A 25992-nucleotide genomic window follows, 5' to 3' on the forward strand; every position below is an offset into this window, starting at 1 on the left:
ACCCGCATGGGGCGGGCCTTCGGCAAGACCGGCGAGGAGCCGGACTAGGGCAAACGCTAGTCCGGTCCGGGCCGCTATTTTACTTGCTCGCCGTTGTGCGGCGCATTACCGGATGACGCGCGACACGCCGCGTCCGCGCGGGTCGGACATCGGTTCGGGCTTGTCGCCGTCGATGCGGATCGCCTGAATGTCGCCGTTGAAGCCCTGCATCGTGAACTTGTAGCCCTTGTCCTCGAGCTGCTTGATCACGTCGGCATCGAGCTGATGGTACGGCTCCTGAAAGATCGTGTTCGGCGGCAGCAGCTGATGATGGAAACGCGTCGCGCCCACGGCGTCGCCGAGCGGCATGTTGAAGTCGTACACGTTCGTGATGACCTGGAAGATCGACGTGAAGATGCGCGATCCGCCCGGCGTGCCGATCACCATCGCGACCTTGTCGTCCTTCGTGAGGATGGTCGGCGTCATCGACGAGAGCGGGCGTTTCTTCGGCGCGATGGAGTTCGCATCGCTGCCGACGACGCCGAACATGTTCGGCACGCCCGGCTTCGACGCGAAGTCGTCCATTTCGTCGTTGAGCACGATGCCCGTGCCTTCCGCGATCACGCCCGAGCCGAAGTAGCCGTTGATCGTGTACGTGTTCGATACCGCGTTGCCCCACTTGTCGACGACGGAGAAGTGCGTCGTCTCCGCTTTCTCGGGCATCGACGTGCCGAGTCCCGGCTGCACGCTCTTCGTGTCCGAAGGCGTGTCGGGATTCACTTCCTGCGCGCGCTTCAGGATGTAGTCGTCGTTGATGAGCTGCGCGACCGGCACCTTGTAGAAATCGGGATCGCCGAGATATTGCGCGCGGTCCGCGAAGACGCGCTTCTCGATTTCGGCCACGAGGTGAATGTACTGCGCGGAATCGAGCGGCACGTCCTGGAACTTGTCCTTGATATCGGCCTTCATCTTCAGCAACTGCACGAGGCCGACGCCGCCCGAGCTCGGCGGCGGCGCGGTGATCACGCGATAGCCGTTCCAGCTCGCGGTGATCGGCTGACGCCACACGGCCTTGTAGTCCTTCAGGTCGCGCGTGGTGATGAGGCCGTGGCCTTCCATCGACTTGGCGATCAGATTGGCGGTTTCGCCTTCGTAGAAGCCTTTCGCCCCTTTGTCGGCGATGCGCTGCAGCGTCATCGCGAGGTCGGGCTGCTTGAACACCTGGCCCGCCTTCATGCCGCCGAAATACAGGTCGAAGTTGGTCTTGCCGGCGAATTCCTTCGAGGCGTCGTCGCGGCGCTTGACCAGTTGATCGTCGACTTCGAAGCCGTCCTGCGCGTACTTGATGGCGGGCGCGAGCACCTGCTTCCACTTCAGCTTGCCGAAGCGTTTCTGCGCTTCCCACATGCCGTCGACCGTGCCGGGCACACCGACCGCGCGATGTCCGTAGAGACTCATGCCCTTGATGACTTCGCCCTTGTCGTCGAGGTACATGTTGCGCGTGGCCGAAAGCGGCGCGCGCTCGCGATAGTCGAGGAAGTACGGGCGATGATCGACGTAGAGCGTCATGAAGCCGCCGCCGCCGATATTGCCCGCCTCCGGATACGTGACGGCGAGCGTGAAGGCGATCGCGACGGCCGCGTCGACCGCATTGCCGCCTTGCTTGAAGATCTGCTCGGCTGTGTCGGCGGCGTACTTGTCCGCGACGGCGACCGCCGAGGCGTTCAGCACGGCCGGCTGAGCGTCGGCGGTTTTCGCATAGGCCGGCGCGGTCTCGACGAATCCCGCCGTCAAGAGCGCCGACGCGACGATGGCGCCGAGCGCGAGGGACCGGATGCGCGGTTCTTTTTTCAAAAGCATCTCCTGTATCTCCTTTATTACGTGCGACGAAAGACTAGACGCTTTATATACCACGAGCGCCGCGATGCAACGATCAGGGCATCAGCTGCCCGCCGTTCACGTCGATGATCTGCCCCGTCACATAGCGCGACATCGCCTCGGACGCGAGATAGAGGAACGCGCCGCTGCAATCGTCGGGCTCGCCGATGAAACCCATCGGGATCGACTTGCGGAACGATTCGAGTTGCTCGGGCGTCGTGAAGCGTTCCTGGAACGGCGTCTGAATCACGCCGGGCGCCACCGCGTTCACGCGGATGCGATCCGCCATCAGTTCCTTCGCCATGCCCTTCGTGATCGTGCTGACGAAGCCTTTCGATGCCGCGTAGAGCAGCGCGCCCGGGCCGCCGCCATTGCGCGCCGCCACCGACGTCACGTTGATGATCGAGCCGCCGCCGCCCGAGCGCAGCGACGGCAGCGCCGCGCGCGTGAACGCGACCACCGAGCGCGCGTTGATGTGCATGATCTCGTCGAAGAGTTCGTCGCTCGCGGATGCGATCGGCTCGCGCTTCACGAGGCTGCCCGCGTTGTTGATGAGCACGTCGATCTTGCCGAAGGTATCGACGACCTGCGCGACAGCGGCGTCGATCGCCTTCGAATCGCGCACGTCCGCGCCGACCGTAATCGCCGTGACGCCGAGCGCGCGCACGTCCTTCGCGACTTCCTCGGCCTTGTCCTTCGAACTGTTGTAGTGCACCGCGACATTCGCGCCGTATTGCGCGAAAGCCCGCGCCGCCGCCGCGCCGATGCCGGTGCTCGCGCCGGTAATGAGGATCGATTTGCCTTTCAGATCGTGCATGAGTGCTCCGTTTTGATTGGGTTTGAAGCGACTGCGACAAGCGAGAGTATGAAGCGAAGCGCGAATGCGCGTTCGCGGCGAAGCCGCCGGAATTGGCCGACAGCATGCCCGAGACGCGGGGCCGGATCAAGGCCGGGCACCATCGGCGGAGCATACGTGTCGAAGGGGACGCGGGCAGGGCGTCCGCGATATTTCAGGAGAATGACATGACCTCGCAAGTCGAACCGATTCCGCAGGACCGTCGCGGCGTGATTCCGTACATGGCGGTGGCGGGCTGCGCCGGCGCCATCGACTTCTACACGAAAGTGTTCGGCGCGACGGAAACGTTCAGGATCGAGCAGCCGGACGGACGCATCGGTCACGCGGAGTTGTCGATCGGCGGCAACGTCATCTATCTTTGCGACGAGTTTCCCGATTACGGCACCGTGGGGCCGCTCTCGGTCGGCGGCACGCCTGTGATGCTGCATCTCTACGTGACGGACGTCGACGCGGTCGCGCAACGCGCCGCCGACGAAGGCGCGACGATCCTGCGCCCGGTCGAAGACCAGTTCTACGGCGACCGCGGCGGCAAGTTGCGCGATCCGTTCGGGCATGTATGGTGGATCGCCACTCACGTCGAGGATGTCTCCGCCGAGCAGATGCGCGAACGCGCGAGGAAACTGTTCGGCGGCTGAACTGCGCGCGGCGCGTCAGTCCGCGTTCAAAGGCACGGCGTCCAACGCATCCTCCGGGGCATCGAACGAATAATGCTCGGCGATGCGCTTCACCGAATCCCGGAACGACGCGACGAGATCCGAGCGGATTCCGCTGCTCGGATAGGACAGCACGTATTCGTACTCGATATCGGTCTCGAACGGCCGCACGACGACGCCGTGCGCGCGCCAGACCTTCGCCGCGAACGGTTCCACGATCGATATGCCGAGACCGCCAGCGACCATCGCATAGCGGGTGTGGGCCGTGTCGGTGAAGACCGTATAGCGCGGCCGGTCCTCGGTGGATGAAATCAGCGACTGTTCCGCGTCGTAGGGCTGCCGTGAATTCGGCAGCCAGCCAATCAGTTGCTCGCCGCGCAAGTCGGACGGTCGCACGATCTTCTTTTTGGCGAGCTTGTGCGTGGTGGGCATCGCGCAGGAAGCGCGTGCCTTGAGCAACGTTTCCACCTCGATGCCCGCGACCGCCGGAAACGCGAGGCTCAGCGCGATATCGGCCTTGTGGTTCTGCAGGTTCACGAGCACTTCGGGCACCTTCACCGAATCGACCTTGATCGGCACGCCGGGATGCCGCTCGGTGAAATCGGCGAGCACGGGCGGCAGAAGCGTTGTCGCGAGCACGGGCATGCACGCGACCGTGAGGCCATCGGACGCTTCCTCGCGGATCATGGCGGCGACCTGCTTCAGACGCTCCAGCCCGAGAAAGTTCTCTTCGACGGACTTGTAGAAGCGCAGGCCGGCGGTCGTCGGATTCAGACGGCCGCCGACGCGCGAAAACAGGCTGAAACCGAGATCGGCTTCGAGATCGGCAATGAGTCGGCTGATCGCGGGTTGCGTGACGTGGAGTTTTTTTGCTGCGCCGACACTGGTGCCGGTCATGATGAGGCTACGAAAAGCCTCGATCTGGCGAAAACGGATCATCTTTCGGACGGCATTGAAGCGGCTGTTAACGGCGACGCAATCTTATAGGAAACAAGCACTTGCTGCCTTAGCCCCATTCGTGCGCCGAAAGTCGCAAAGTGCGTCGATCCAACAAATTGAACGACTATTCGAAAAATTTAGTGTCTATAAGCACATGTGAGTGGCATCCGTCTTATTGATGCGAAATACTCGCCGCCAGCCTGAAGCGCGAATGAAAGCGTCCGCGTAAGAATCATTCGCCCGACGCGCGATGCGTGCGTGCAATCGCCGCAGCGATGCGACAGAAACAAGAAAGCTTTTCGTTAAATTTGCCGGGTTCGAGATCGATTTGTTTATTCCATTTGCGATAAACAAGCTGATGCATGTAGGACTCCGAATCTGTGCAAGTAAAACGAAAGCGAAGATCGACAATCGAGACAAAAGAGGATTCCCCATGACGTTCTTTTCCGTTCACCACGTATCGGTCCAGCGCACGAAGCTCGCTGCCGCCGCAGCGCTGCTCGCGCTCTCCGCACTCAACGCGACGGCCGCCATCGTGCCGTCCGGCGTCGCGCTCGCCGCGAAGCAGGAACTCGTGCGTAACAACGGCTCCGAGGTCGAGACGCTCGATCCGGCGCTGGTCGAAACCGTGGTCGCGGCCAACGTCTCGCGTGACCTGTTCGAAAGCCTGACCGCCACGGATTCGGACGGAAAGGTGGTGCCGGGCGTCGCGGAAAAATGGGAACAGAAGGACTCGACGACCTGGATCTTCCATCTGCGCAAGAACGCCCGCTGGTCCAATGGCGATCCCGTCACCGCAAACGATTTCGTCTACGGCTGTCAGCGCTTCGTCGATCCGAAAACGGCGTCGTCGTATGCGAACGTGTTCGGCCCGTTCCTGCTGAACGGCGCGGATATCGTCGCGGGCAAGAAGCCGGCGAGCGCGCTCGGCGTGCGCGCGATCGATGCGAACACCATCGAAGTCAAGACGGACGGTCTCGTGCCGTTCCTGCCCGAACTGATGTCGAATCCGAATCTTGGGCCGGTTCATCGCGCCACGGTCGAGAAGTTCGGCAAGGACTGGACGAAGCCGGGCAACCTCGTCAGCAACGGCGCCTTTCAGCTCAAGGACTGGCAGGTCAACAGCAAGCTCGTGCTGACGAAGAATTCGAACTACTGGGACAAGACGAACGTTCAACTGACGCAGGTCACCTATCTGCCGGTCGAAGACGAGAACACGGACGTCAAGCTGTTCCAGTCCGGCGAGAACGACATGACGTATCAGTTGCCGACCGGCACGTATGCGAAGTACAGCCAGCAATTCCCGAAGGACATCCGCAACTCGCTGATTCTCGGCACGCGCTATTACAGCTTCAACAACCGCGATCCGCTGCTGAAGGACGTGCGCGTGCGCAAGGCGCTCTCGATGGTCATCGACCGCGATCTGCTCGCGCAGCGCGTGACCGCCGACGGCCAGACGCCGCTGTACGGCCTGCTGCCGAAGGGCGTGAGCGGCGCGGAAGTATCGAACTACGAATGGTCGACGTGGCCGATGGCGAAGCGCGTCGAGGAAGCGAAGAAGCTGCTGGAACAGGCGGGCGTGAAGCCGGGCACGAAGCTGAGTTTCGCGATGAACACGAGCGACTACAACAAGAAGATGGCGATCTTCGTCGCGTCGGAATGGAAGACGAAGCTCGGCCTCACGATGGACATCGAGTCGATGGAGTTCAAGGTGCTGCTGAAGAAGCGTCATGGCGGCGACTATCAGATCGCGCGCAATGGCTGGGTGGCCGACTACAACGACGCAACGACCTTCCTCACGCTCGTGCAGTGCAAGTCGGAGCAGAACGACAGCTTCAGTTGCAACCCGAAGGCCGACGCGCTCATCAAGGAAGCGGCCGCAACCACGGATCTCGCGAAGCGCACGCAGTTGCAGACGCAGGCGGCGAAGATCGTGATGGACGACTACCCGATGCTGCCGCTGCTGCAATACGGCTTGCCGCGTCTCGTGAAGAGCTATGTCGGCGGCTATTCGCTGAAGAATCCGATGGATCATTACGGCAGCAAGGATCTCTACATCGTCAAACACTGACGCACAGGAGAAATCGCTCATGTGGTCCTACACATTGCGGCGCGTGCTGCTCACGCTGCCGACGCTCCTGATCGTCGTGACGGTCTGCTATCTGCTCTTGCATGCGACGCCGGGCGGCCCGTTCGACGGCGAGCGCAAGGTATCCGCCGAAGTGCTCGCGAACCTGCAGGCGAAGTACCACCTCGGCGAGCCGTTGTGGAAGCAGTATCTGTTCTATCTCGACGGTCTTTTGCACGGCGATCTCGGCGCATCGTTCCGCTATGCCGACTGGAGCGTGAACGACCTCGTGCTGCGGGCGCTGCCGGTGTCGCTCACGATCGGGGGCGTGTCGATGCTCCTCGCCATCGTGATCGGCGTCGCGCTGGGCGTCGTGGCGGCGCTGCGTCGCAACAGCATCGCGGACTACACGCTCATGCTCGTCAGCAACGCGGGCAATGCGTTCCCGTCGTTCGTGCTCGGGCCGGTGCTGATCCTCGTCTTCGCGATCCTGCTGAAGTGGCTGCCAGCAGGCGGCTGGAACGACTTCCAGTTGCGCTACATGGCGCTGCCCATCGCGCTGCTCGCGATGATCAATGTCGCGACGGTCGGCCGCGTGACGCGTGCGAGCCTGATCGAAGTGCTGAACACGAACTACATCCGCACCGCCCGCGCCAAAGGATTGCCGATGCGCACCGTCGTCCTGCGTCATGCGTTGAAGCCGACGCTGATTCCGGTCGTATCGGTGATCGGGCCGCTCGCCATTTCGTCGATCACGGCGGCGGTCGTCACGGAATCGGTGTTCTCGCTGCCGGGCATCGGCAAGCTGATCGTGAACGGCGCGGCCAATCGCGATTACACGCTCGTGCTCGGCCTCGTCGTGCTGGTCACGGTGGTGGCGGTGCTGCTCAACCTGCTGGTCGATCTCGCGTATGCGTGGCTCGACCCGAAGATCCGTTATTGAAGGGCGCGCGATGAAATCTGCTTCTCTTGCACCGATGCTCGAAAAGGCGGTCGCGGGCCGCAGCCCGTGGCAGGACGCGCGCGCGCGTTTCCTGCGCAACAAGGCCGCCGTCGTGAGCCTGATCCTGCTCGTTCTGATCACGCTCGCGTGCATCGTCGGGCCGTGGCTCCTGCCGAACGAGTTCGATTCCACCGACTGGAACGCGACGAGCGTCGCGCCCACGCTCGCGAACTGGCATCTCTTCGGCACTGACGACACCGGCCGCGATCTGCTCGTGCGCTGCCTGATCGGCGGCCGCGTCTCGCTCATGATCGGCGCGCTCGCGACGCTCACGTCGGTCACGCTCGGCATCGTGTGGGGCGCGATCGCGGGCTTCGTCGGCGGACGCATCGACAACGCGATGATGCGCATCGTCGACATGATGTACGCCATTCCGTATCTGCTCATCGCGATTCTGATGGTGACGCTGCTCGGCCGCGAGTTCTATCTCGTCGTCATCACCATCACGATCTTTTCGTGGATGGACATGGCGCGCGTGGTGCGCGGCCAGACGCTCTCGATCCGCTTGAAGGAGTATGTCGAGGCGGCGCGCGCGATCGGCGTGCCGACGCGGCGCATCATCGCGCGGCATGTGGTGCCGAATCTGCTCGGCATCGTCGCGATCTATACGACCGTCACTGTGCCCGCCGTCATCCTCACGGAATCGGTGCTGTCGTTCCTCGGACTCGGCGTGCAGGAACCGATGACGAGCTGGGGCGTGCTGATCCAGGACGGCGTCGGCGTGATGGAGTCGTCGCCGTGGATTCTGCTGTTCCCGGCGGCGTTGTTGTCGATCACGCTCTACTGCATCAACTTTGTCGGCGACGGGCTGCGCGACGCGCTCGATCCGAAGGACAGGTGAGCCATGCCGCTACTCGAAGTCAACGATCTGCAGGTCGAATTCAGCACGCACGACGCCAACGTGCGCGCCGTGAACGGCGTGAACTTCACGCTGGAAGAGGGCGAGACGCTCGGTATCGTCGGCGAATCGGGCTCGGGCAAGAGCCAGAGCGTGCTCGCGATGCTCGGCCTGCTCGCATCGAACGGGCGCGCGCGCGGACGTGCGATGTATCGCGGCGAAAATCTCATCGGCATGTCGGATCGCGCGATGAACCGCATCCGCGGCAATCGCCTTTCGATGATCTTCCAGGACCCGATGAGCTCGCTCAATCCGTATCTCACGATCGAGCGGCAGATGACCGAAGTGCTGGAGCTGCACAAGAACGTCACGCGCCGCGAAGCGAAGAAACGCGCGATCTCGATGCTCGAAGCCGTGCGCATTCCGGAGGCGGCGCATCGCATCGGGCAGTATCCGCACGAGCTGTCGGGCGGCATGCGCCAGCGCGTGATGATCGCGATGGCCTTGCTGTGCGAGCCCGAAGTGCTGTTCGCCGACGAGCCGACCACCGCGCTCGACGTCACCGTACAGGCGCAGATCCTGCAACTGCTGCGTAACCTGCAACACGACTTCGGCACGTCGATCGTGTTGATCACGCACGATCTCGGCGTGGTCGCCGGGCTATGCGAAAAAGTAATGGTGATGTACGGCGGCCGCGTGATGGAGCAGTGCGATGCCGCCACGCTGTTCGCGAAGCCTTCGCATCCGTACACCATCGGCCTGCTGCGCGCGCTGCCGCGACTCGATCACGCTGGCGGCGAGCTGACCGGCATTCCGGGCAATCCGCCGAACATGGCGCATCCGCCGGCGGGCTGTCCGTTCCACGAGCGCTGCGCCGATGCCAGCGACGAATGCGCCGTCGATGCGCCCGCGCTGAAGGCCGTCGAAACTGGCTGGCTGCGGGCCTGTCATCGTCCGGTTCATCAAGTCACAAAGGAAGCGAGCCATGTCTGACGCGACGATTCTCTCCGTGCGCGACATGCGCGTGCATTTTCAGGTGAAGTCGAAGAACCGCTTGCCGTGGGCGCCGCGCCGCACGCTGAAGGCCGTCGACGGCGTGAGCTTCGAGCTGAAGGCGGGCGAGACGCTCGGCGTCGTCGGCGAATCGGGCTGCGGCAAGTCCACTCTGTCGCGCGCGATCCTGAACCTCATTCCCGCGACCGCCGGCGACATCGTATGGATGGGCGCGACGCTCTCGGGCGCATCGGCGCGCGAATGGCATCGCGTGCGCGGCGACGTGCAGATGATCTTTCAGGATCCGCTCGCGTCGCTCGATCCGCGCATGACGGTCGGACAGATCATCGCGGAACCGCTCGTCGAGCATCGGCCGGGCATGGACAAGCAGGAAATCGACGTACGCGTGCGCGCGATGATGGCGAAGGTCGGCCTGCGCGAGCAGATGATCAACCGCTATCCGCACGAGTTCTCGGGCGGGCAGTGTCAGCGTATCGGCATTGCGCGCGCGCTGATCGTCGAGCCGAAGCTCGTCATCTGCGATGAACCGGTGTCGGCGCTCGATGTGTCGATTCAGGCGCAGATCGTGAATCTGCTCAAGTCGCTGCAAAGGGAGATGAAGCTCGCGCTGATCTTCATCGCGCACGATCTCGCCGTGGTGCGTCACATCTCCGATCGCGTGATGGTGATGTACCTCGGCCGCGTGATGGAGCTCGCTGATAAGCACGCGCTCTACGACACGCCGCGCCATCCGTACACGCGCGCGCTGTTGTCGGCGGTGCCGGTGCCCGATCCGGCGGTCGAGCGTGCCAAGACCGTGCAGATTCTGTCCGGCGATATTCCGAGCCCGATCGATCCGCCTTCGGGCTGCGTGTTCCATACACGATGCCCGATGGCGCAGGCGCGTTGCTCGCAGGAAGTGCCTGCCTTGCGCGCGCTCGGGGCCGACTCATCGGCGGCGTGCCTGTTTGCTTGAACGGCGACTCGCGCCAATTAGAAAACCAACGATATCCGAGGAAGACACCCGCAATAAATAACGTCCGATAACCGGGCGGCCATGCGCCGCTCATCCCTTGCTTCGTTCATCCGCCTGTACGCCTCGACGCTTTTTCGCGTCGCCGGGCGAGGCGTTTTGCAATCCTTAGTTTCGATCAAGCCGTTAGCAGTTGAATCAATATAAGTGGAGACTTTTTTCGTGAAAAAACAAAAACACTCACTCGCGCTATCGATTTTGTTGTTCAGCGGTTTCATGGCCGCCGCGGTTGCCGCGCAAGCCGATGAAACCGATACTGAGCCGCCTTCGCGTCACACCGAAGCGCCGCCGGATTCGCCGCCCAACACCGGGGCGGATGCGCCGGTGAGCAGCCAGGCGAAATCGAAAGGCTTTATCGAGGATTCGCACTTCAACGTGCTGATGCGCTCCTTTACCGAACATGACGAATTCAAGGGCGCGGGCAAGAAGGACGCGTGGGTTCTTGGCGCGCAGGCGGTGTTCGAATCGGGCTATACGAAAGGGCTGATCGGGCTGGGCGGCGACGTGTCGCTCTTCGGCGCGTTCAAGCTGAACGGCGGCGTGGGGGCGGGCAATCGCGTTCACGTCGGCACGGACGGCGGCGGATCGAATCAGCTGGCGTGGGCCTATCCGGGCGTGTGGGATGTGAAGGCGCGCGTGTCGAACACCGTGCTCAAATACGGTCAGCAACTGTTCGACAATCCGTTCCTCGTGCCGCACGACAACCGCGCGTTGCCGCCGACCTATCGCGGCTTCTCGCTTGCAAGCGACGAGATCAAGAACCTCACGCTGAAGGCAGGCACGGTGGACGGCGTGCTCGCGCGCGGCATGACGACTGTTACCGGTCTCACGACGGAATACGGCGGCACGCATGTCTCGCAGTTCACGTACTTCGGCGGCGACTGGACGCACGGTGACGATACCTCGGTCTCGCTCTATGGCAGCGTCGCGAACAACGTGTGGCAGCAGTACTACCTGACGGCGACGCAGAGCATCGGCGATCCGAAAAGTGTCCGCTGGACGGGCTCGTTGAACTACTACTACACGGGCGCGATCGGCGACAAGCGGCAAGGCTCGATCAACAACAACGCGTATTCGCTGGCGCTTGCCGGCACGCACGGCGCGCATACGGTGCAGGTCGCGTTCCAGCAGATCGTGAGCGATCAGACCTTCGACTACATGGGCCAGTCGGCGGGCGATTATCTGTCGAACTCGCTCGATGTGGACTACAACCAGCCGCATGAAAAATCGCTGAGCCTGTCGTATTCGCTCAACATGAAGGAGTACGGCGTACCGGGTCTCAAGTTCACGATGTGGGGTGCGTATGGCTGGGATGCCGATGGCAGCGCGATGGCCAACGGCGGCTCGGCGCAGGCGGGTAACTACTGGTCGGGCGGCAGCGTTGGGAATGGCCAGCCACTGCAGGGCACGCACTACGAAATCGGCGTGATTCCGAGCTACACGATCCCGGACGGCAAGTTCAAGAACACATCGGTCAAGTTCTACTACATGCACCATCACAGCAACAGCGCCTACTATCCGGACGGCACCAGCGATGTGTATCGCCTGATGGTCAACGTGCCCGTGAACGTGTTCTAGACTGTCGAACGCGTAAAACTCGAACCATACAAAAATACCCCTTTACATTACGTTTAACTTTCATTTATAAAGAGAGTGCGTGCTGCGGATTGCCATGTCTCGCCACGCTCATCGCCCGGCAGGCCTGTCTCTGCCGGGCTTTTTTTCGTCTGTTCAATCCGCGTTCACTGCAGCTTTCATGCGCTTACGAAGTGCGACTTCCTAAGTGAAAACCCCGTCATTTCTTTCGCTTGACTTACTTGATATATCACATACTGTGTATATGCGACGCAGCATGCACCGCGTCGCGGGAGGCGTCGTTCGACGTCCAAGTACACAAGGCAATTTGCCAAGGAGACAGGCATGGGAATGAACCAGATGGGCCGCGATGAAAAGGCGTCGCGCCTGGCGTCGCCGTGGGTGCAGTTGGTTTTCGGTGTGATTTGCATGGCGATGATCGCGAACATGCAGTATGGCTGGACGCTCTTCGTCAACCCGATCGACGAGAAGTACCACTGGGGCCGCGCGGCCATTCAGGTGGCGTTCACGATTTTCGTCGTGACGGAGACATGGCTCGTGCCGGTGGAAGGCTATCTCGTCGACAAGTACGGGCCGCGTCCCGTCGTGGTCGGCGGCGGCCTCCTGTGCGCGATCGCGTGGGCGATCAACTCGGTGGCGTCGTCGCTGCCGCTTCTGTACTTCGCCGCGGCTGTCGGCGGGGTCGGCGCGGGCGCGGTGTACGGCACGTGCGTCGGCAACGCGCTCAAGTGGTTCCCGGCGCGGCGCGGACTGGCCGCGGGCATCACGGCGGCGGGCTTCGGGATGGGCTCGGCTGCGACTGTCGTGCCGATCGCGCACATGATCAAGTCGAGCGGCTATGAAGCGACGTTCCTCTGGTTCGGTCTCGGTCAGGGGCTGATCGTGTTCCTGCTCGGCATGGCGCTCTATGCGCCGCCCGCGCAGATGATCGCGTCGGTGAAGAGCGCGGTCAAGGCGGCCGTCTACAACGCGAGCCCGAAACAGGTGCTGGCGTCGCCGATCTTCTGGGTCATGTACCTGATGTTCGTGATGATGGCCGCAGGCGGCCTGATGGCGACGGCGCAGCTCGGGCCGATTGCGAAGGACTTCGGGCTGCACGATTCGCCCGTGTCGATACTCGGTCTGACGCTGCCCGCGCTGACCTTCGCGCTCACCATCGACCGCGTGCTCAACGGCCTGACGCGACCGTTCTTCGGCTGGGTTTCGGATCGGATCGGGCGGGAAAACACGATGTTCATGGCGTTCGCGATCGAAGCGGTGGGCATCGTCGCGCTGTCGAAGTACGGGCACGATCCGGTGGCGTTCGTCGTGCTGACCGGCATCGTGTTCTTCGCGTGGGGCGAAATCTACAGCCTGTTCCCGGCGACGTGCGGCGATACCTTCGGCCCGAAATTCGCGGCGACCAACGCAGGTCTGCTCTACACCGCGAAGGGCACGGCCGCGTTGCTCGTCCCGTTCTCGAGCGTCATCACGTCGATGACCGGAAGCTGGCACGCGGTGTTCATGCTCGCGGCGGGCATGGCGGCGCTATCGGCGCTGCTCGCGCTCTTCGTGCTGAAGCCGATGCGTAACGCGCATTCGCAGAAACATGCGCGTGCGGCGTCGCTCGACATGTCGTACACGACAGTGAAGGAATGATGGCGAAGCCGTGATGTCGGCTGGGCGGGCGACCCGGCGTGTCGCCCGTTTTCTAGTTATCGAGCTCGCGCTTTCCGCGGCTTGCGACTGATGTGCGGCGTTTTCGCGCCGCGTCGCGGATACGCTTTTTGTCTTGCCGCCGGCAGGTGGTCTCCTCGCTCCCTTATCCCCGTGATTCGAGCGATCCCGCGGCAGCAGGATGGGCGTTCGGCGCCGTCGCGGACTACGGCGACGCGCGAAACGAAAGCAGATGACGCCGCGGATTCGACACGCCTCGACGCGCGGCGCAATACGCGAGGCGCGGCACGCGTGTGTCGATGCTGGCGACCCACGCCCGGAATGCCAGCGCGCACGCCGGCGATACGAGAGCGAGAAGAACCAGACTTGCGTGAGCGTTCATGCTGCCTCCAGTCGATGCCGGCTTCGGATATCGCCGACGGTTGCCCAATGAACGTAGTGTCGTCGCGAAGGGCAAGCAGGCAAACCCGGCTCGCGCGGGGAGACCGCGATTATTCAGGAGATAGACGATGCGAGCCCCGCATGTGGAGGGGCGGCGAATCAGAAGCGGGTGCCGACGCTGCAGCCGCCGAAACCGCCGCCATTGGTAGCGAAGCCGCTGCACCCGAAAAGGCCGCAGCCGGAAAGCGTGAGTGAAGCAGCGATGAGCGTCGCCGCGGCGCCGAGAAAACGAAGGTGCTTCATGGTGACATCGGAACGGAGAACGGAACGCGATTCTCGCGGAACCGCCGTATCCCGATGTCAAACAATGTCGCCGATTCAACCCGGCTTGCCATCCGCGCGCGGCTTCCAGAGCGGCGCCGCATAAGCCGCGACATAGAGCGCGAACGCGAGCACCCAGCAGATGCCCGCAGCGAAGATCCACGTCGATTGCCAGGCAGGCACGCAGAGCGGCCCGAGCACGCGCAGCGCGCCCGCCGCCATCACGAGCGCATAGCACGCGACATCGCGCTTGTCCGCGACGAGCGGACGTCCCGTATGCCCGCGCGCGGTGCGCGTGATCATCGCGATGATCGCACCGCCGATCGCGCCGGCCGCGAACGCATGCATCGCGAGGCTATGGGGCACGCGCGTCCATCCGAACGCCGAAAGCGCAAGCAGCGCGAAGCCGAGCGGCAGCCATGCGTAGGCGAGATGCAGGATCGCGAGAATCGGCCGTCCGCGCACCGCGTACGAGCGCCAGCCGATCATGCGCGCGAGGTGCACGGCGCACGCCAGCAAGGCGAGCGGCGCGACGATTGCGGCATCGAGCGCGAAGGCATCCGCGAAGAACGCGGCGAGCGTGAGCGGCGCGAGCATCGATTCGACGATGCGCCAGCGCCGCGCGACGAAGCCGGGAATCGCGTTGGCGGTGAACATCGGAATCACGCGCCCGCCGATCACGCTGACGAGCAGTACGACGATGCCCGCCGACGCATACACGGCGCGCATCGAGAGATCGGCGCGCGTGTCGAATGCAAAGCCATGAAACGCGGCGTTCAGCGCGCCGAACGCGAGCAGCACGACGGCGAGAAAATAATTGCGCCGGTTGCCTGCCTTCACGAGCACGCGGAGCAACAGGAGCGCGGCGACGGGCAGGAACGCGCTATCGACGATCGCGGCCGGCAGCGCGGGGCCGCTCCACACGAGCACGCGCCCGGCGAGCCACAGCAGCATGAGCGCGGCGAGCGTCGCGCCGTTCGCCGTGTCGCGTCCGGTCCATGCGCGCACGGCCGTCAGCAAAAAGCCGACGATGATCGCCGCCGCGAACCCGAACACCATTTCGTGCGCGTGCCAGCCGATCGGGTCTGCGCGCAGCAGATAGCCGCCGGAAAGCGGCACGCCCGACAGCACGAGCAGCCACACCGTCAACGCGAGCGCGCCGAACGCCGCGCCGCACAGATAGAACGGCCGGAAGCCGAGATCGAGCAGCGCGACGCGCCGCCGATGATTGGGATCGCGCTTTAGCGGCGCCGCGACGAAAACGGTGTTGGGTTCTGCGATCTTCATGACGTCCTCACGATGAAACCGTCGTGCGCGCGAGCGCCAGGCACGCGAGCGAGCGCACGCACAAATATCCGATGAAAAGATTCGCGCCGACGAACATCGGCAATGCGAGCGCGTGCGCCACGGGCACGCCGGCGAGCGCGAGCTTCACGCATGCGAGCGTCCCCGATGCCACGCCGAAGCTGTACGCCCACCACGAATACGCGAACGGCTGCGCGCCGAGCCACGATTTCAGCCGCAAGCCGACGAGCAACTGAAAAAGCCCGTAGCCGAGCAGCATCACGAGCCAGCGATCCGTCGAACCCGGTTCGACGGCGAGCACGGCTGCCGCGCACACGACCGGCGGCGCGAACTGGATGCCGACGAGCGGGCGCTCTGCAACCGGCATCGGCTCGCGATGCCACAGCCTGCGGATCACGAGCGGTTCGAGCGCGAGCCACGAGAAGACGCCCGCGCCGAGCAGCAGCCACGCCCAGTCGGCGGCGCCGAGCGCGCCGAGCGCCGCCGCGCCGGTGAAGTTGCCGGCGACGGTCGGCAGATAGATCGTCGGCGCGGTATCGGCGATTTCGCGGCCGCCTTGCCACAACCTGCCCGTATGCCACACGGCGAACGCGAGATGCCATGCGATGCCCGCGATCGTCAGAAGCCAGGCGAGCGGCCGCGAATACGGCAGCACCGCCTGCGCGATGAGGAACGTCGAAATGCCGATGAGCGCGGGCGTCGCGCCGCCGACCGGATGCGCGAATTCATCGGCGACGCGCGCCGGATCGCGCAGCGCGTGCGCGCCGTACGCGAGCACGAGCGCGCCCCAAACGAGCGTCGCGGCGGCGAGCACCGCCTCGCCCGCGACCGCCGGCGCGTGCCACAGCCGCACCGCGACGCGCCACGATTGCCCGAGCCCGGACAGGCCGAGCACGATGCTGAAGAGCGAAGCGGGGACGCGCGGTCGGTTCACGATGTCATCGCCCCGGTCAGTGCGGAATCGGCTGCTTGACCGGATCTTTCTCGCCGACGATCGCGAACACGAGCAGCTTCGCCGGCTTCGTCGCGCTCGCATTCTTCGATACGATGTGATGCGCGCCCGGCGCTTCGTACCACGATTCGCCGGGACCGTACGTCTTCGCGGCCGAACCTTCGAGCTGCGAGGTCACATGGCCTTCGAGCACGTAAGCGAAGATCGACCCCGGATGCATATGCGCTTCCGACGCCTGTCCCGGCTTGTAGGAGACGGTCGCCATCAGCACGTTCTTGCCGGCTGCCTCGGGGATGGCCTGCTTCATCACCGGCGCGACGACCTCCGCGCCCGTGGTGTCGTGCGCGCCGGCATGCGCCGCGCCGATCATCAGCGCGGCCGCCAGAACCAAAGACTTGCGCATGCTCATGTCGATGTCCTCAAGCAGGGGTCTTGCGGAACGCGATAGCGAAGCGGTTCCAGCTGTTGATCGCGGAAATGAGCAGCGTCAGGTCGACGATTTCCTCGTCGCTGAAATGCGGCTTCACGGCCTCCCACACGCTGTCGGGCACGTGGTCGTGCGACACCAGCGTGAGCGCCTCGGTCCAGGCGAGCGCCGCGCGTTCGCGATCGGTGAAGAACGGCGTCTCGCGCCACACCACCACCGTCGCGAGACGCCGGTCCGTTTCGCCGCCCTTGCGCGCATCGGTCGTGTGCATGTCGACGCAGAACGCACAGCCGTTGATCTGCGATGCGCGCAGGCGCACCAGTTCGGTCAGCGATTTTTCGAGCGCCGACTTGGCGATACGCTCTTCGACGCCGACGAGCGCCTTGATCGCGGCGGGGCTGGCCTTGTAGAAGTCGAGACGGGGTTCCATTGAAGTATCCTCTTTGCTTGGGTTTGGAAAGTGCGCCAAAGCGGCGCGGCAAGAGAAGATTAGGCTTCCGGGTGGCTTTTTGAAATGACCGATTTTCTGGAATTTCAGGTGACCACTAAACGGCCGCTTTCCGTTGAAGTGAGGGCGCAAAAAAACCCGCGGCCCAATATGCCGCGGGTCGATGGACGCAGCCTCACGCGCGCAGTCAGTCGAGCGCCGCGGCGGGGCCGAAGAACTCGTAACGGCTCTGCGCCTCGGGCACGCCGAGCGTCTTCAGATGCTTCTTCACCGCCTTCATGAACGCCTTCGGGCCGAGGAAATACGCATCGACATCGCGGTTCTTCGGCAGCCACGTGTCGAGCAGCTTTTCGTCGACGAAACCGATGCCATGCGCTTCATGATCGCCGTCGCGCTTGCGCTCGTAGCAGTAGAAGCGCTTGAGCTGCGGATGGCGCGCCGCCAGTTCCTCGATGGCCGCACGGAACGCATGCACGCCGCCGTGCCGCGCCGAGTGGATGAAGTGCACCGGGCGCTTTGTTTCGAGCGCGGCTTGCAGCATCGCGAGCGTCGGCGTGATGCCGACACCGCCGCTGATCAGCACGAGCGGCTTCTCGCCATGTGCGAGCTTGAAGTCGCCGGCGGGCGGAAAGAGATCGAGCACGTTGTTCTGTCGAACGTTTTCGTGCAGAAAGTTCGACACCTTGCCGTTCGGCTCGCGCTTCACGCTGATGCGATATTCGCGGCCGTTCGGCGCGGCCGAGAGCGAGTAGTTGCGGCGCAGTTCGTCGCCATCGATCAGCACGCGCAGACCGATGTACTGACCCGGATGGAAGTCGAGCAGCGCGCCGCCGTCTTCGGGCACGAGATAGAACGACGTGATTTCGTCGCTTTCCTGTTCCTTGCGGGCGACGACGAAACGTCGCGTGCCGCGCCATCCGCCCGGCGCGTTTTCGCGCTCGCTGTAGATGCCTTCCTCGAGCCCGATCAGCAGATCGGCGAGTTGCCCATACGCGGCGGCCCATGCCTCGATGACAGCGTCGGTGGCGATTTCCTCGCCGAGCACTTCGCGGATCGACTTGAGCAGGCAGCTTCCGACGATCGGATAATGCTCCGGCAGGATGTTCAGCGCGACGTGCTTGTTGATGATCTGGCCGACGAGGCCGCCGAGCTTCTCCAGTTCGTCGATATGGCGCGCGTACATCAGCACGCCGTTGGCGAGCGCGCGTTGCTGCGCGCCGCTTGCCTGGTGCGCCTGATTGAACATCGGGCGCACTTCGGGGTATTCGGTGAGCATCTTGTTGTAGAAATGCGTGGTGAGCGCCTCGCCGCCGCTTTCCAGAAGAGGGACGGTTGCCTTGACGATGGCACGGTGTTCGGCTGACAGCATTCTTCGGTTCCTCGTTGTGATGAAAGGCGGAAGCGGGCGCTTCCGCATCGAAATTCTTCGGATATTTCTCATACACGAACCGTGCCAGAGTAGAATCGTAGATAAATCAATTGCTTATTGGTATTCATGGTCGATTCGACTCTAGTCCAAAAGACTACGGAAGTAGTCGCAATGACTTCGCGGGTGCTGCTCGACGCGCTCGTTCCGCTGATCGAGGACCTATCGAGCGAGATGCCCGAGACGGAGCGCTACCGCCGCTTGCTGCACACGCTTCGCGCGCTCTTTCCCGGCGACGCCACCGCGCTGCTGCGGCTCGACGGCGACACGCTGGTGCCGCTCGCCATCGACGGTTTGTCGAGCGATACGCTCGGCCGGCGCTTTCGCGTGAGCGAACATCCGCGATTCGCGCGCATCCTCGCGCAGGAGGCGCCGACGCGCTTCGCCGCCAGCTCCGACCTTCCCGATCCCTACGACGGCCTCGTCAAGGGCGTGAGCGGCCATCTCGAAGTGCATGACTGCCTCGGTTGCCCGCTCCTCATCAATGGGCGCGCCTGGGGCCTGCTGACGCTCGACGCGCTCGATCCGGCGCGCTTCGACAACATCGACATGGCCTCGCTGCAGGCGTTTCTCAGTCTCGCGGCGGCGACCGTGCGCGTGGCCGAGCGCATCGATACGCTCGCGAAACGAGGTGAGGCCGAGCGTCAGCGCGCGGAGGTTTACCGGCAGGCGAGCGGGCCGCGGCGGCGCGAAATGATCGGCAGCAGCGGGCCGCATAACCGCTTGCTGGAGGAAATCGCGATCGTCGCGTCGAGCGAACTGACTGTGCTCATCGCCGGCGAGACGGGCGTCGGCAAGGAACTCGTCGCGAGCGAGATCCACGCGCTGTCGCCGCGCGCCGACAAGCCGCTCGTCAGCCTGAATTGCGCGGCGCTGCCGGATACGCTCGTCGAGAGCGAGTTGTTCGGGCACGTGCGCGGCGCTTTCTCGGGGGCGTCGTCGGACCGGCGCGGCAAGTTCGAGCTCGCGGACGGCGGCACGCTCTTTCTCGACGAAGTGGGCGAACTGCCGCTGCCCGTCCAGGCGAAACTTCTGCGCGTGCTGCAGAACGGGCAGTTGCAGCGCATCGGTTCGGACAACGAGCACAAGGTCGATGTGCGGCTCATCGCCGCGACCAATCGCGATCTCGCCGACGAAGTGCGCGAAGGGCGCTTTCGGGCGGATTTTTATCATCGGCTGTCGGTGTATCCGCTCGTGGTGCCGCCGTTGCGCGAGCGCGGACGCGATGTCCTGCTGCTCGCGGGCTACTTTCTCGAAGAGAACCGCTCGCGTCTCGGCCTGCTCAGCCTGCGCCTTTCCGCCGACGCGCAGGCCGCGCTGCTCGCGTATCGCTGGCCCGGCAACGTACGCGAGCTGGAGCATCTGATCGGGCGCAGCGCGTTGAAGGCGCTGGCGGCGCATCGGGAACGTCCGCGCATCCTCACGCTCACCGCCGCCGATCTGATGCTCAATGGCGACGGCGTGATGGCCGCGGACAGCACACCGCCGGCGCAGGCATCGCCGTTGCCCGCGCCGGGCACCGATTTCCGCGACGCGGTGACGGCCTACGAGCGCTCGCTCGTCCTCGATGCGCTGAAGCGTCACAACCAGAACTGGGCGTCGGCGGCGCGTGAGCTCGGTCTGGATCGCGCGAATCTCAATCGGCTCGCCAGGCGTCTCGGCCTCAAGTGAACCGCATCGCGTATCTTGAAATTATCGCTCCGATCATTCAAAGTCGCGACCCGCAAACCTCCGCCGATCGAACTCAAGCAATTTACTGTCTCAAAAAAATGCGTTTCATTGTTCAAACGCAAAAAACATTGAGTTGTGTCAAGCGCGTCGGCGTCGTGCATTGAGACAATCGCCAAGCTGGGAAAAACGGGCTGTCTCTTCTAAGATCAGAAAAGCCAAGCGCAACCCATCGGCACCAAGAACATCGCAGCGCCCTGAAGAACCGCGTCGGATGCACGCCTCACACGTCCGGCAACTCGAACACGGCAAATCGACAACGGGGGTTACGTGCGAAACGTGGCAAAGCTCTGCGGTTTCTTTTTATCCGCGCTTTTCGCGTTTTTCAGCTTCGGCGCGTTCGCGGCGGACGCGGCACTCGAACGCGCGCCCGATACCATGCAGGCCCGCGTGATGGGCTGTGCGGCCTGTCACGGCGCGCACGGCGAGGGCACCGACAACGATTATTTCCCGCGTCTGTCCGGCAAGCCCGCCGGTTATCTGTACAACCAGCTCCTCGCCTTTCGCGACGGCCGGCGCAAGTATCCGCCGATGAACTACCTGCTCGCGTATCTGCCCGACGCGTACCTGAAGCAGATCGCCGATTACTTCGCGAGCGAGCGCCCGCCGTTCGCGCCGCCCGCGCCCGTCAGGGTCGATGCGAAGACGCTTGATCTTGGCAAGACGCTCGTCACGAAAGGCGACGCGTCGCGCAAGGTGCCCGCCTGCGTGAGCTGCCACGGCGCGTCGATGACGGGCATGGAGCCCGCGATCCCCGGCCTTCTCGGCCTGCATGCCGACTACATCAGCGCGCAACTCGGCGCGTGGCGTTACGGCACGCGCTCGACCGTCGCGCCGGATTGCATGGGGCAGGTCGCGAAGCTGCTGAACGACCGCGACATCACCGCGATCGCGGCGTATCTCGCGTCGCTGCCCGCGCCGTCGGACCCGGTGCCGGTCGCTGCCGGCTCGTTCAAGATGCCGCTCGCGTGCGGCAGCGTCCATAACTAACGAGGACCCGACGTGCTCCGATTTCGACATTTCCGAGCGCTGACCGTCGCGGTCTTCCTGGCGGCGTGCGCCGTGCCGATCGAACACGCTGTGGCGCAAGGCGCGGACGCGGCCACCGTCAAGCGCGGCGAATATCTCGCGCGCGCGGGCGACTGCATCGCGTGTCATACGCTGCCCGCGGGCAAGACGTTCGGCGGCGGCCGCCCGATGGACACGCCCTTCGGCACGCTCTATACGCCCAACATCTCGTCGGACAAGGACACGGGCATCGGCAAATGGACCGCCGAAGAGTTCTACACGATGATGCACACGGGCAAGTCGCGCGACGGCTCGCTGCTCTATCCGGCGATGCCCTTCACGTCGTATACAAACGTCACGCGCGCCGATTCCGATGCGATCTACGCATTCCTGATGTCCACGCCGGCGGTGCATCAGCCGAACCGGCCGCACGAGCTGCGGTTTCCGTTCAATCATCGTGAGCTCCTGCTCGGGTGGCGTTCGCTTTTCTTCAGGGAAGGCGTGTATAAGCCCGATGCGTCGCAATCGGTCGAATGGAATCGCGGCGCCTATCTGGTGGAAGGTCTGGGACACTGCTCGATGTGCCATACGGCCATCAACGCGCTCGGCGGCAACGTGAAATCGAAGGCGTTCGAAGGCGGCCTGATCCCGATTCAGAACTGGTACGCGCCTTCGCTCACGTCGAACAAGGAAGCGGGGCTGGGCGACTGGAGCCTCGACGACATCGTCGGTCTTCTGCATGCGGGCGTGTCAAATCGCGGCGCGGTCTACGGGCCGATGGCCGAAGTCGTCTACGACAGCCTGCAATACCTGACCGAGGAAGACGTGCGCGCGATGGCCGTCTATCTGAAGGCGCTGCCCGCGCGTTCCGGCGACAAATCTCCGCCGCCGAGCCAGGCGGTCGCCGAGGAAAAGACGAGCCTCTCGCCGCTCGGCAAGAAGATCTACGACGCGCAATGCGCCGAATGCCACGCCGCGCAGGGCCAGGGCAAGCCGCCCGATTTCCCGCCGCTCGCGAACAATCAGTCGATCGAGATGAACTCGGCCGTGAACCCCATCCGCATGGTGCTGAACGGCGGCTATCCGCCCGGCACATTCAAGAACCCGAAGCCCTACGGCATGCCGCCGTTCGCGCAGTCGCTCTCGGATGTCGAGGTCGCGGCGGTGGTCACGTACATCCGCACCGCGTGGGGCAACCACGGCGCGCCGGTCACCGTGAAGGAAGTGAACGAGCTGCGTTCGGCGCCACTTTATTGAGCATCGACGACACCATGACCGAAGACCCGAATGAAATCGCGAAACAGGACGCGGCGCTCGACGAAATCGTGAAGCGCGGCCCGTCGGGCGCGATTGCGCTCGCGGGCATCTCGACCGCGATCGTGATCGGCCTCTGGTTCGTCTTCTACTTCGCCGTGTTCCTGCCGCGTGGCGTGATTCAATGATTCGCAAGGTTCATTAAGGCATCGCATATGGCCATCAATCCAAGCTCGCACGATGTCGCCGAACGGGTCGAACGGCGCTGGGCGATTCTCGTTCTCGCGATCGTCGTCGTGCTGGTCGGCATGGTCGTCTACACCGGCCTGCACTGGGCGATGATGCCGCCGTCGCGCGTCGAGACGATTCGCCCCGAAACGCTGCATGTATCGGGTGAATTCATCGAAAGCAACCTCGGCACCGCGCCGGAGACGGACGGTTCGGTGACGGTGCGCATCGTCGCGCAGCAGTACTCGTTCACGCCGCAGTGCCTTGTCGTGCCAGCGGGTGTGCCGGTGACTTTCCGCGCGACGAGCTCGGATGTCGTGCATGGCTTTCTGATCACCGACACGAATATCAATTCGATGCTGGAGCCGGGCTATGTCTCGACGTTCAAGACGACTTTTGACAAGCCCGGCGAGCATCTGATGCCGTGCCACGAGTACTGCGGCACGGGGCATCAGAACATGTGGGCGCACGTGAAGGTGGTGGACCGCGCCGAATTCATGCAGATGGCCGACAAGATGCCGGCCAATTCGCGGAGAGTGTCCTGTGTTCAATAGCAAGCGCCTCGTACTCGCGCATTTCTGGCTGGCGTTCGGCGCCTTCGGCGTCGCGCTTTTGCTCGGCGCGTGGCAGATGCTCGTGCGCAGCCCGCTGCATCCGTGGCTGCAGAATCCCGAGCTCTACTATCGCTCGGTGACGGAGCACGGCACCGTGATGGGCTACGCGTTCCCGACGCTCATCGCGATGGGCTTCGGCTACGCGGTCAGCGAACTCGCGCTCAAGCGCCCGCTCGTCGGGCTGCGCTGGGCGTGGCTCGGCTTCTGGCTCGTCGCGGTCGGAGCGGTGACGGCGACGGTGCCCGTCGCGATGGGACTCGCGTCGGTGCTGTACACCTTCTATCCGCCGATGATCGGCAACGTGTTCTATTACGTGGGCGTCGTGTTCGTGGTGGTCGGCTCGTGGGTGTGGGTCGCGCTGATGTCGGTGAACCTCGCGTCGTGGAAGCGCGAGAACCGCGGCAAACCGGTGCCGCTCGCGATGTTCGCGACCGTGGCCGGCGCGTATCTGTGGGGCTGGACGGCGGTGGGCGCGGCGATCGAAGTGCTGTTCATGATCCTGCCCGTGGCCATCGGCTGGAAGTCGACCATCGACGCGGGCCTCGCGCGCGTGTTCTTCTCGTGGACGCTGCACGCGATCGTCTACTTCTGGCTGATGCCCGCGTACATCGCGTACTACACGATCATTCCGCGCGCGATCGGCGGCCGTCTCTACAGCGATTCGATGGCGCGCATCTCGTTCATCCTGTTTCTGGTCGTGTCGATGCCCATCGGCATTCATCACCTTTTCGCCGATCCGCAAGTGGGTTCGGGCTTCAAGTTCATGCATTCGGTGTTCACCGCGCTCGTCGCTGTGCCGACGTTGCTGACCGTGTTCACGATCAGCGCATCGGTGGAGATTGCGGCGCGGCTGCGCGGCGGACGCGGGCCGCTCGGCTGGATCAAGGCGTTGCCGTGGGACAACCCGATGATGCTGGCCGTCGCGTTCTCCTTCGTGATGCTCGGTTTCGGCGGCGCGGGCGGGCTCATCAACATGAGCTATCAGCTCGACTCGACGATCCACAACACGCAATGGGTGACGGGCCATTTCCATCTGATCTTCGGCGGGGCGATCGTCATCATGTACTTCGTGATCGCCTACGATCTGTGGCCGCATCTGACGGGCCGCGCGCTGCAGAGCGTGAGGCTGATGCGCTGGCAGTTGTGGCTGTGGTTCATCGGCATGATCGTGCTCACGTTCCCGTGGCATTTCGTCGGCATTCTGGGGATGCCGCGACGCATGGCGTTCTACGACTACAGCGATCCGGCGATTGCCGCGCAAGCGCTCTCGGTGGTGATCTCGGTGCTGGGCGGGCTGATTCTGGTCGTGTCGGCGGTGCTGTTTTTCATCGTCCTGATCAAGGCGCATCGCGCGCCGCAGACGGCGATCGAGGAATTTCGCTTTAGCCGCGCGGTGCATGAGCCGCGCACGCTTCCCGTCGCGTTGAACAGTTTTGCGCTGTGGCTCGTGCTGATGATCGGGCTTACGCTCGTCAACTACGGCTATCCGATTGCGCAGTTGCTCGCGCGTTCGGACACGGCGGTGCCCGCGGTGCCGATCGGAGCGCAGCGATGAGCGACGAACGCCTCTTCACATTCCGCAACCGCTGGTTCGCCGTCAGCGTGTTGGGGACGATCGCCATTGCGGTGGTGTCGGCGCTGATCGGTTTCGTATGGCTGCCCTCGGTGCATCGCGACGCGCCGTTCACCGGCATCTGGAACGCGATCTGCAGCGCGGCGGGCGTGCCGCGCGACTGGTATGAGGGCGGCACGGCCGTCGAGCCGAAGGTGAAGCTCACGAGTGTCGAGGTCACGCCGCAGTTGCTCGTCAACGTGAGTGCGAATTCGGTCGGGCGCGGCGCGACGCTCGCCTTGCGGTGCACGATGTGCCACGGCGAGCGCGGCATGAGCGACGCGAATTCGCCGAATCTCGCGGGGCAGTATGCGTCGGTGATTTACAAGCAGTTGATCGATTTTCAGAAGGGCGCGCGTAACAGCGCCGTGATGTCGCCGATGGCGATGAACCTGAGCGATCAGGACATGCGCGATCTCGCGGCTTACTACGCAAGCCTGCCGCGGCCGCCTGCGCAGCGCAAGGTAAGCGAAACGCTCGCGCCGTCGATCGTCGCGCACGGGGCGCCGATGCGCAATGTCGTGCCATGTGCGGTTTGTCATGGAGGCATCGATAGCAAAGCGGGCAGCCCCTGGCTCGATGGCTTGCCGGCGGCTTATACCAAGTCGCAGTTGGTCGCGTTCGCTAATGGCACGCGGACGAATGATATCGATGGGGTCATGCGCAATGTTGCGCGCAACATGACGTCGGAGGAGATCAATGCTGCGGCGATGTATTACGCGAGGGAGTTGAATGCGAATGTGAAGTGAGGGGTTTTTGGGGGGAGGTTTCTTGTGCTTCTATGGAATCCTGATTT

Annotated in this window: 26 protein-coding genes; 15 read left to right on the forward strand and 11 right to left on the reverse strand. The window is 63.8% G+C overall.

Annotated features, from left to right (window positions below; translation table 11 throughout):
• Window positions 1-105: 105 nt before the first annotated feature.
• A complete protein-coding gene (gene ggt / locus PQR08_RS27565; RefSeq protein ID WP_187606199.1) occupies window positions 106-1839 on the reverse strand; it encodes a gamma-glutamyltransferase in 1734 nt (577 codons plus the stop codon).
• A 73-nt stretch (window positions 1840-1912) separates the two neighbouring features.
• Entirely contained in the window at window positions 1913-2674 is a 762-nt protein-coding gene (locus PQR08_RS27570) for an SDR family NAD(P)-dependent oxidoreductase (RefSeq protein WP_035503624.1), read from the reverse strand.
• 206 nt (window positions 2675-2880) lie between these two features.
• Between PQR08_RS27570 and PQR08_RS27575 the strand changes: the two genes are divergently transcribed.
• On the forward strand, window positions 2881-3348 hold the full coding sequence (locus PQR08_RS27575) for a VOC family protein (RefSeq protein ID WP_250484736.1): 468 nt from the start codon (window positions 2881-2883) through the stop codon (window positions 3346-3348).
• Between the two features lie 15 nt (window positions 3349-3363).
• On the opposite strand, the gene PQR08_RS27580 is transcribed toward PQR08_RS27575, so the two are convergent.
• Together PQR08_RS27580 and PQR08_RS27585 are read right to left on the reverse strand one after the other, a co-directional pair.
• Window positions 3364-4263 (reverse strand): LysR substrate-binding domain-containing protein, encoded by a 900-nt coding sequence (locus PQR08_RS27580; RefSeq protein ID WP_250484735.1) that lies wholly within the window; start codon window positions 4261-4263, stop codon window positions 3364-3366.
• A gap of 274 nt (window positions 4264-4537) precedes the next feature.
• Window positions 4538-4669 carry a hypothetical protein gene (locus PQR08_RS27585; protein ID WP_284509046.1) on the reverse strand — a complete coding sequence of 44 codons (132 nt, stop codon included), beginning with the start codon at window positions 4667-4669 and terminating at the stop codon, window positions 4538-4540.
• Between the two features lie 69 nt (window positions 4670-4738).
• Here PQR08_RS27585 and PQR08_RS27590 point away from each other — a divergent pair, with 69 nt between their 5' ends.
• The 7 genes from PQR08_RS27590 (at window position 4739) to oxlT (ending at window position 13474) form a co-directional block, all read left to right on the forward strand.
• A complete protein-coding gene (locus PQR08_RS27590) occupies window positions 4739-6376 on the forward strand; it encodes a peptide ABC transporter substrate-binding protein (RefSeq protein ID WP_250484734.1) in 1638 nt (545 codons plus the stop codon).
• 19 nt (window positions 6377-6395) lie between these two features.
• Window positions 6396-7316 (forward strand): oligopeptide ABC transporter permease OppB, encoded by a 921-nt coding sequence (gene oppB / locus PQR08_RS27595; protein WP_238291312.1) that lies wholly within the window; start codon window positions 6396-6398, stop codon window positions 7314-7316.
• Between the two features lie 10 nt (window positions 7317-7326).
• The gene (locus PQR08_RS27600) at window positions 7327-8217 is read left to right on the forward strand and encodes an ABC transporter permease subunit (protein WP_408162986.1); all 891 of its coding nucleotides are present in this window, start codon (window positions 7327-7329) and stop codon (window positions 8215-8217) included.
• A 3-nt stretch (window positions 8218-8220) separates the two neighbouring features.
• Window positions 8221-9207, forward strand: a complete 987-nt coding sequence (locus PQR08_RS27605; RefSeq protein WP_250484733.1) for an ABC transporter ATP-binding protein — start codon at window positions 8221-8223, stop codon at window positions 9205-9207.
• Window positions 9200-10183 (forward strand): murein tripeptide/oligopeptide ABC transporter ATP binding protein OppF, encoded by a 984-nt coding sequence (oppF, locus tag PQR08_RS27610; RefSeq protein ID WP_250484732.1) that lies wholly within the window; start codon window positions 9200-9202, stop codon window positions 10181-10183. Before PQR08_RS27605 ends, oppF begins: the two co-directional genes overlap by 8 nt.
• A 273-nt stretch (window positions 10184-10456) precedes the next feature.
• Complete coding sequence (locus PQR08_RS27615; RefSeq protein ID WP_284509047.1) at window positions 10457-11818, forward strand: OprD family outer membrane porin; 1362 nt, start codon at window positions 10457-10459, stop codon at window positions 11816-11818.
• A gap of 342 nt (window positions 11819-12160) precedes the next feature.
• Window positions 12161-13474 carry an oxalate/formate MFS antiporter gene (gene oxlT, locus PQR08_RS27620; protein ID WP_187606208.1) on the forward strand — a complete coding sequence of 438 codons (1314 nt, stop codon included), beginning with the start codon at window positions 12161-12163 and terminating at the stop codon, window positions 13472-13474.
• Window positions 13475-13697: 223 nt separating this feature from the next.
• On the opposite strand, the gene PQR08_RS27625 is transcribed toward oxlT, so the two are convergent.
• From PQR08_RS27625 to hmpA, 7 genes are all read right to left on the reverse strand, one after another.
• Entirely contained in the window at window positions 13698-13874 is a 177-nt protein-coding gene (locus PQR08_RS27625) for a hypothetical protein (RefSeq protein ID WP_238213821.1), read from the reverse strand.
• Window positions 13875-14032: 158 nt separating this feature from the next.
• The gene (locus PQR08_RS27630) at window positions 14033-14176 is read right to left on the reverse strand and encodes a hypothetical protein (protein ID WP_250484730.1); all 144 of its coding nucleotides are present in this window, start codon (window positions 14174-14176) and stop codon (window positions 14033-14035) included.
• Between the two features lie 75 nt (window positions 14177-14251).
• Window positions 14252-15481 carry an NnrS family protein gene (locus PQR08_RS27635; RefSeq protein ID WP_250484728.1) on the reverse strand — a complete coding sequence of 410 codons (1230 nt, stop codon included), beginning with the start codon at window positions 15479-15481 and terminating at the stop codon, window positions 14252-14254.
• A 7-nt stretch (window positions 15482-15488) separates the two neighbouring features.
• A complete protein-coding gene (gene tehA / locus PQR08_RS27640; RefSeq protein WP_238291355.1) occupies window positions 15489-16433 on the reverse strand; it encodes a dicarboxylate transporter/tellurite-resistance protein TehA in 945 nt (314 codons plus the stop codon).
• A gap of 16 nt (window positions 16434-16449) precedes the next feature.
• The gene (locus PQR08_RS27645; RefSeq protein WP_408162990.1) at window positions 16450-16854 is read right to left on the reverse strand and encodes a cupin domain-containing protein; all 405 of its coding nucleotides are present in this window, start codon (window positions 16852-16854) and stop codon (window positions 16450-16452) included.
• 16 nt (window positions 16855-16870) lie between these two features.
• On the reverse strand, window positions 16871-17308 hold the full coding sequence (locus tag PQR08_RS27650) for a carboxymuconolactone decarboxylase family protein (protein ID WP_187606213.1): 438 nt from the start codon (window positions 17306-17308) through the stop codon (window positions 16871-16873).
• 205 nt (window positions 17309-17513) lie between these two features.
• Entirely contained in the window at window positions 17514-18695 is a 1182-nt protein-coding gene (gene hmpA / locus PQR08_RS27655; RefSeq protein ID WP_250484726.1) for an NO-inducible flavohemoprotein, read from the reverse strand.
• 126 nt (window positions 18696-18821) lie between these two features.
• On the opposite strand from hmpA, the gene norR reads away from it, so the two are divergent.
• From norR to PQR08_RS27690, 7 genes are all read left to right on the forward strand, one after another.
• Window positions 18822-20423 (forward strand): nitric oxide reductase transcriptional regulator NorR, encoded by a 1602-nt coding sequence (gene norR, locus PQR08_RS27660; protein WP_250484725.1) that lies wholly within the window; start codon window positions 18822-18824, stop codon window positions 20421-20423.
• Window positions 20424-20759: 336 nt separating this feature from the next.
• Entirely contained in the window at window positions 20760-21470 is a 711-nt protein-coding gene (locus tag PQR08_RS27665) for a c-type cytochrome (protein WP_035503611.1), read from the forward strand.
• 12 nt (window positions 21471-21482) lie between these two features.
• Window positions 21483-22745, forward strand: coding sequence for a c-type cytochrome (locus PQR08_RS27670; RefSeq protein ID WP_408162993.1), 1263 nt, complete (start codon window positions 21483-21485; stop codon window positions 22743-22745).
• Between the two features lie 14 nt (window positions 22746-22759).
• Window positions 22760-22930 carry a hypothetical protein gene (locus tag PQR08_RS27675; RefSeq protein WP_187606217.1) on the forward strand — a complete coding sequence of 57 codons (171 nt, stop codon included), beginning with the start codon at window positions 22760-22762 and terminating at the stop codon, window positions 22928-22930.
• Window positions 22931-22957: 27 nt separating this feature from the next.
• Window positions 22958-23524, forward strand: coding sequence for a cupredoxin domain-containing protein (locus tag PQR08_RS27680; RefSeq protein ID WP_035503609.1), 567 nt, complete (start codon window positions 22958-22960; stop codon window positions 23522-23524).
• Window positions 23514-25139: a cbb3-type cytochrome c oxidase subunit I gene (locus PQR08_RS27685; protein ID WP_250484724.1), complete on the forward strand. Its 1626-nt coding sequence runs from the start codon at window positions 23514-23516 to the stop codon at window positions 25137-25139. The genes PQR08_RS27680 and PQR08_RS27685 overlap by 11 nt, the downstream gene beginning before the upstream one ends.
• Window positions 25136-25945 (forward strand): c-type cytochrome, encoded by an 810-nt coding sequence (locus tag PQR08_RS27690; protein WP_250484723.1) that lies wholly within the window; start codon window positions 25136-25138, stop codon window positions 25943-25945. The genes PQR08_RS27685 and PQR08_RS27690 overlap by 4 nt, the downstream gene beginning before the upstream one ends.
• Window positions 25946-25992: the final 47 nt, after the last annotated feature.

It is taken from the genome of Caballeronia jiangsuensis, from assembly GCF_046030135.1.
Taxonomy (GTDB): domain Bacteria; phylum Pseudomonadota; class Gammaproteobacteria; order Burkholderiales; family Burkholderiaceae; genus Caballeronia; species Caballeronia jiangsuensis.

Bases quoted from the DNA above. Each gene is read 5' to 3' on its own strand.
- PQR08_RS27645 (WP_408162990.1), bottom strand. From the start codon at position 16,854: ATGCGCAAGTCTTTGGTTCTGGCGGCCGCGCTGATGATCGGCGCGGCG.
- PQR08_RS27590 (WP_250484734.1), top strand. From the start codon at position 4,739: ATGACGTTCTTTTCCGTTCACCACGTATCGGTCCAGCGCACGAAGCTC.
- PQR08_RS27635 (WP_250484728.1), bottom strand. From the start codon at position 15,481: ATGAAGATCGCAGAACCCAACACCGTTTTCGTCGCGGCGCCGCTAAAG.
- ggt (WP_187606199.1), bottom strand. From the start codon at position 1,839: ATGCTTTTGAAAAAAGAACCGCGCATCCGGTCCCTCGCGCTCGGCGCC.
- PQR08_RS27690 (WP_250484723.1), top strand. From the start codon at position 25,136: ATGAGCGACGAACGCCTCTTCACATTCCGCAACCGCTGGTTCGCCGTC.
- PQR08_RS27675 (WP_187606217.1), top strand. From the start codon at position 22,760: ATGACCGAAGACCCGAATGAAATCGCGAAACAGGACGCGGCGCTCGAC.
- oppF (WP_250484732.1), top strand. From the start codon at position 9,200: ATGTCTGACGCGACGATTCTCTCCGTGCGCGACATGCGCGTGCATTTT.
- PQR08_RS27650 (WP_187606213.1), bottom strand. From the start codon at position 17,308: ATGGAACCCCGTCTCGACTTCTACAAGGCCAGCCCCGCCGCGATCAAG.
- PQR08_RS27580 (WP_250484735.1), bottom strand. From the start codon at position 4,263: ATGACCGGCACCAGTGTCGGCGCAGCAAAAAAACTCCACGTCACGCAA.
- oxlT (WP_187606208.1), top strand. From the start codon at position 12,161: ATGGGAATGAACCAGATGGGCCGCGATGAAAAGGCGTCGCGCCTGGCG.
- norR (WP_250484725.1), top strand. From the start codon at position 18,822: ATGGTCGATTCGACTCTAGTCCAAAAGACTACGGAAGTAGTCGCAATG.
- PQR08_RS27615 (WP_284509047.1), top strand. From the start codon at position 10,457: ATGGCCGCCGCGGTTGCCGCGCAAGCCGATGAAACCGATACTGAGCCG.
- PQR08_RS27570 (WP_035503624.1), bottom strand. From the start codon at position 2,674: ATGCACGATCTGAAAGGCAAATCGATCCTCATTACCGGCGCGAGCACC.
- PQR08_RS27680 (WP_035503609.1), top strand. From the start codon at position 22,958: ATGGCCATCAATCCAAGCTCGCACGATGTCGCCGAACGGGTCGAACGG.
- hmpA (WP_250484726.1), bottom strand. From the start codon at position 18,695: ATGCTGTCAGCCGAACACCGTGCCATCGTCAAGGCAACCGTCCCTCTT.
- PQR08_RS27600 (WP_408162986.1), top strand. From the start codon at position 7,327: ATGAAATCTGCTTCTCTTGCACCGATGCTCGAAAAGGCGGTCGCGGGC.
- PQR08_RS27575 (WP_250484736.1), top strand. From the start codon at position 2,881: ATGACCTCGCAAGTCGAACCGATTCCGCAGGACCGTCGCGGCGTGATT.
- oppB (WP_238291312.1), top strand. From the start codon at position 6,396: ATGTGGTCCTACACATTGCGGCGCGTGCTGCTCACGCTGCCGACGCTC.
- PQR08_RS27630 (WP_250484730.1), bottom strand. From the start codon at position 14,176: ATGAAGCACCTTCGTTTTCTCGGCGCCGCGGCGACGCTCATCGCTGCT.
- PQR08_RS27605 (WP_250484733.1), top strand. From the start codon at position 8,221: ATGCCGCTACTCGAAGTCAACGATCTGCAGGTCGAATTCAGCACGCAC.
- PQR08_RS27585 (WP_284509046.1), bottom strand. From the start codon at position 4,669: ATGCATCAGCTTGTTTATCGCAAATGGAATAAACAAATCGATCTCGAA.
- PQR08_RS27625 (WP_238213821.1), bottom strand. From the start codon at position 13,874: ATGAACGCTCACGCAAGTCTGGTTCTTCTCGCTCTCGTATCGCCGGCG.